Origin of the sequence: Micromonospora sp. NPDC005298, from assembly GCF_040607375.1 — a bacterium.
In the GTDB taxonomy this organism is placed as follows: domain Bacteria; phylum Actinomycetota; class Actinomycetes; order Mycobacteriales; family Micromonosporaceae; genus Micromonospora.
On record NZ_JBEXGP010000046.1, the window covers coordinates 1 to 4,817 of the forward strand.

Genomic DNA, 4,817 nt, shown 5'->3' on the forward strand with positions numbered 1-4,817 from the left:
GGGTGACCCTTTCTGGAAAGATTGTCCGGCGGCGTCCTACTCTCCCACACCCTCACGAGTGCAGTACCATCGGCGCTGGAGGGCTTAGCTTCCGGGTTCGGAATGTGACCGGGCGTTTCCCCTCCGCCATGACCGCCGTAACTCTATGAACATGTCAAACAACCCCGGGCACACACACGCGGGTGTTCGCTTGTTCAGAGTTGCACAGTGGACGCGTAGCAGCTTAGTAGTCAAGTCCTCGGCCTATTAGTACCGGTCAACTGAACCCGTTACCGGGCTTACATTTCCGGCCTATCAACCCAGTCGTCTAGCTGGGGGCCTTACCCCACCAAGGTGGGTGGGATACCTCATCTTGAAGCAGGCTTCCCGCTTAGATGCTTTCAGCGGTTATCCCTTCCGAACGTAGCTAACCAGCCGTGCCCTTGGCAGGACAACTGGCACACCAGAGGTTCGTCCGTCCCGGTCCTCTCGTACTAGGGACAGCCCTTCTCAAGTATCCTACGCGCACGGCGGATAGGGACCGAACTGTCTCACGACGTTCTAAACCCAGCTCGCGTACCGCTTTAATGGGCGAACAGCCCAACCCTTGGGACCTGCTACAGCCCCAGGATGCGACGAGCCGACATCGAGGTGCCAAACCATCCCGTCGATATGGACTCTTGGGGAAGATCAGCCTGTTATCCCCGGGGTACCTTTTATCCGTTGAGCGACACCGCTTCCACTCGCAAGTGCCGGATCACTAGTCCCGACTTTCGTCCCTGCTCGACCTGTCAGTCTCACAGTCAAGCTCCCTTGTGTACTTGCACTCAACACCTGATTGCCAACCAGGCTGAGGGAACCTTTGGGCGCCTCCGTTACCTTTTAGGAGGCAACCGCCCCAGTTAAACTACCCACCAGACACTGTCCCTGAACCGGATAACGGTCCGAAGTTAGATACCCAAATCAACCAGAGTGGTATTTCAAGATTGCCTCCACCCATACTGGCGTATGGACTTCACCGGCTCCCACCTATCCTACACAAGCTAATTCGAGTACCAATGTCAAGCTATAGTAAAGGTCCCGGGGTCTTTCCGTCCTGCCGCGCGTAACGAGCATCTTTACTCGTACTGCAATTTCGCCGGGCCTGTGGTTGAGACAGTGGGGAAGTCGTTACGCCATTCGTGCAGGTCGGAACTTACCCGACAAGGAATTTCGCTACCTTAGGATGGTTATAGTTACCACCGCCGTTTACTGGCGCTTAAGTTCTCCGCTTCGCCCCGAAGAGCTAACAGGTCCCCTTAACGTTCCAGCACCGGGCAGGCGTCAGTCCATATACATCGAATTACTTCTTCGCATGGACCTGTGTTTTTAGTAAACAGTCGCTTCCCCCTGCTCTCTGCGGCCATACAACGCTCCACCCGCGCGGGGCTTCACGTCTCCGGCCCCCCTTCTCCCTAAGTTACGGGGGCAATTTGCCGAGTTCCTTAACCACAGTTCGCCCGATCGCCTCGGTATTCTCTACCTGACCACCTGTGTCGGTTTGGGGTACGGGCCGCTAAGAACTCGCTAGAGGCTTTTCTCGGCAGCATAGGATCACTGACTTCACCTGAATCGGCTCGGCATCACGTCTCAGCCTACATGCGCCACGGATTTGCCTATGGCACGGCCTACACGCTTACCCCGGCACAACCACCGGCCGGGCTCAGCTACCTTCCTGCGTCACCCCATCGCTTGACTACTACCCGCCAGGTTCCCACGCTCCCCACCATCCGTCCGAAGACATCAGGCAGTTCGGGTGGTTAGCACAACGAGGTTCATCAGGGACGCTCTTTCGCGGGTACGGGAATATCAACCCGTTGTCCATCGACTACGCCTCTCGGCCTCGCCTTAGGTCCCGACTCACCCAGGGCGGATTAGCCTGGCCCTGGAACCCTTGGTCATCCGGCGGAAGGGTTTCTCACCCTTCTTTCGCTACTCATGCCTGCATTCTCACTCGTGCCGCGTCCACAACTGGGTCACCCCGCTGCTTCACTCGCGGCACGACGCTCCCCTACCCATCCACACACCTGCACAAGGAATCACGTCCAAGCGAGGTTAAAATGTGAATGCCACAGCTTCGGCGGTGTGCTTGAGCCCCGCTACATTGTCGGCGCGGAACCACTTGACCAGTGAGCTATTACGCACTCTTTAAAGGGTGGCTGCTTCTAAGCCAACCTCCTGGTTGTCTATGCGACCCCACATCCTTTTCCACTTAGCACACGCTTAGGGGCCTTAGCTGGTGATCTGGGCTGTTTCCCTCTCGACTACGAAGCTTATCCCCCGCAGTCTCACTGCCGCGCTCTCACTTACCGGCATTCGGAGTTTGGCTGATTTCGGTAAGCTTGTGGGCCCCCTAGACCATCCAGTGCTCTACCTCCGGCAAGAAACACGCGACGCTGCACCTAAATGCATTTCGGGGAGAACCAGCTATCACGGAGTTTGATTGGCCTTTCACCCCTAACCACAGGTCATCCCCCAATTTTTCAACATTGGTGGGTTCGGCCCTCCACGCGGTCTTACCCGCGCTTCAGCCTGCCCATGGCTAGATCACTCCGCTTCGGGTCTAGGACACGCGACTGAATCGCCCTATTCAGACTCGCTTTCGCTACGGCTCCCCCACACGGGTTAACCTCGCCACATGCCACTAACTCGCAGGCTCATTCTTCAAAAGGCACGCCGTCACCCCGCAAGGCTCCGACGGATTGTAGGCGAACGGTTTCAGGTACTATTTCACTCCCCTCCCGGGGTACTTTTCACCATTCCCTCACGGTACTCGTCCGCTATCGGTCACCAGGAAGTATTTAGGCTTACCAGGTGGTCCTGGCAGATTCACGGCAGATTTCAGGGGTCCGCCGCTACTCGGGAACACCCACAGAAGGTCAGCAACTTTCACCTACCGGACTTTCACCGTCTACGGTCAGCCATTCCAGACTGTTCGACTAGCCACTAACTTTGTAACTTCTCGAACAAGTGTCAGCTTGTTCAGCAGGGTCCCACAACCCCAACCACGCAACCCCTGACAGGTATCACACGCAGCCGGTTTAGCCTCAATCCGCTTTCGCTCGCCACTACTCACGGAATCACTAAATTGTTTTCTCTTCCTACGGGTACTGAGATGTTTCACTTCCCCGCGTTCCCCCCACACACCCTATGTGTTCAGGTGTGGGTGACACCACATGACTGGTGCCAGGTTTCCCCATTCGGACACCCTGGGATCACAGCTTGGTTGACAGCTCCCCCAGGCCTATCGCGGCCTCCCACGTCCTTCATCGGCTCCTGGTGCCAAGGCATTCACCGTTCGCCCTTGACAACTTGACCACAAAGATGCTCGCGTCCACTGTGCAATTCTCAACAAACGACCAACCCACAACCCACAGCCCCACACCAAACCCAACCCAACAGTCGGCGGTATGTGGAGCCAGGCCATGCCTGGCAACCTCACGAACCCACAGGCTCGCTACGGCTCCGAAAGAAACAACACATGGTTGTTCTTTCAGGACCCAACAGGGTGCTCACATTCTTCCTCAGCCGCACCAGGGCTTCGTTCCCACCACCCGAAGGCAGCTGTACTAGAAGGAACCCGGCCGTTGCCGAGGGAAAACTTGCCAGTGTCTCCGCCATTCGAGCACCCCACCACCACGATCGGGCAGTGCGGGCTCCTTACCGACTTTCGTCGGAAGGTGCTCCTTAGAAAGGAGGTGATCCAGCCGCACCTTCCGGTACGGCTACCTTGTTACGACTTCGTCCCAATCGCCAGCCCCACCTTCGACGGCTCCCTCCACAAGGGTTGGGCCACCGGCTTCGGGTGTTGCCGACTTTCGTGACGTGACGGGCGGTGTGTACAAGGCCCGGGAACGTATTCACCGCAGCGTTGCTGATCTGCGATTACTAGCGACTCCGACTTCACGGGGTCGAGTTGCAGACCCCGATCCGAACTGAGACCGGCTTTTTGGGATTCGCTCCACCTCACGGTATCGCAGCCCATTGTACCGGCCATTGTAGCATGCGTGAAGCCCTGGACATAAGGGGCATGATGACTTGACGTCATCCCCACCTTCCTCCGAGTTGACCCCGGCAGTCTTCGATGAGTCCCCGCCATAACGCGCTGGCAACATCGAACGAGGGTTGCGCTCGTTGCGGGACTTAACCCAACATCTCACGACACGAGCTGACGACAGCCATGCACCACCTGTGACCGCCCCCGAAGGACCCCCCATCTCTGGAGGTTTTGCGGCCATGTCAAACCCAGGTAAGGTTCTTCGCGTTGCATCGAATTAATCCGCATGCTCCGCCGCTTGTGCGGGCCCCCGTCAATTCCTTTGAGTTTTAGCCTTGCGGCCGTACTCCCCAGGCGGGGCGCTTAATGCGTTAGCTGCGGCACAGGAAACCGGAGAGGTCCCCCACACCTAGCGCCCAACGTTTACAGCGTGGACTACCAGGGTATCTAATCCTGTTCGCTCCCCACGCTTTCGCTCCTCAGCGTCAGTATCGGCCCAGAGACCCGCCTTCGCCACCGGTGTTCCTCCTGATATCTGCGCATTTCACCGCTACACCAGGAATTCCAGTCTCCCCTACCGAACTCTAGCCTGCCCGTATCGACCGCAGGCTTGGGGTTGAGCCCCAAGTTTTCACGGTCGACGCGACAAGCCGCCTACGAGCTCTTTACGCCCAATAAATCCGGACAACGCTCGCGCCCTACGTCTTACCGCGGCTGCTGGCACGTAGTTGGCCGGCGCTTCTTCTGCAGGTACCGTCACTCTCGCTTCGTCCCTGCTGAAAGAGGTTTACAACCCGAAGGC

At 57.6% G+C, this 4,817-nt stretch carries 3 rRNA genes; all 3 read right to left on the reverse strand.

Annotated elements, in window-relative coordinates:
* Positions 1-23: 23 nt before the first annotated feature.
* Positions 24-140: ribosomal RNA gene (rrf, locus tag ABZS77_RS29965) — 5S ribosomal RNA — on the reverse strand.
* Positions 141-226: 86 nt separating this feature from the next.
* Positions 227-3,336, reverse strand: a 23S ribosomal RNA gene (locus ABZS77_RS29970).
* Between the two features lie 373 nt (positions 3,337-3,709).
* A 16S ribosomal RNA gene (locus ABZS77_RS29975) occupies positions 3,710-4,817 on the reverse strand; the annotation flags it as partial.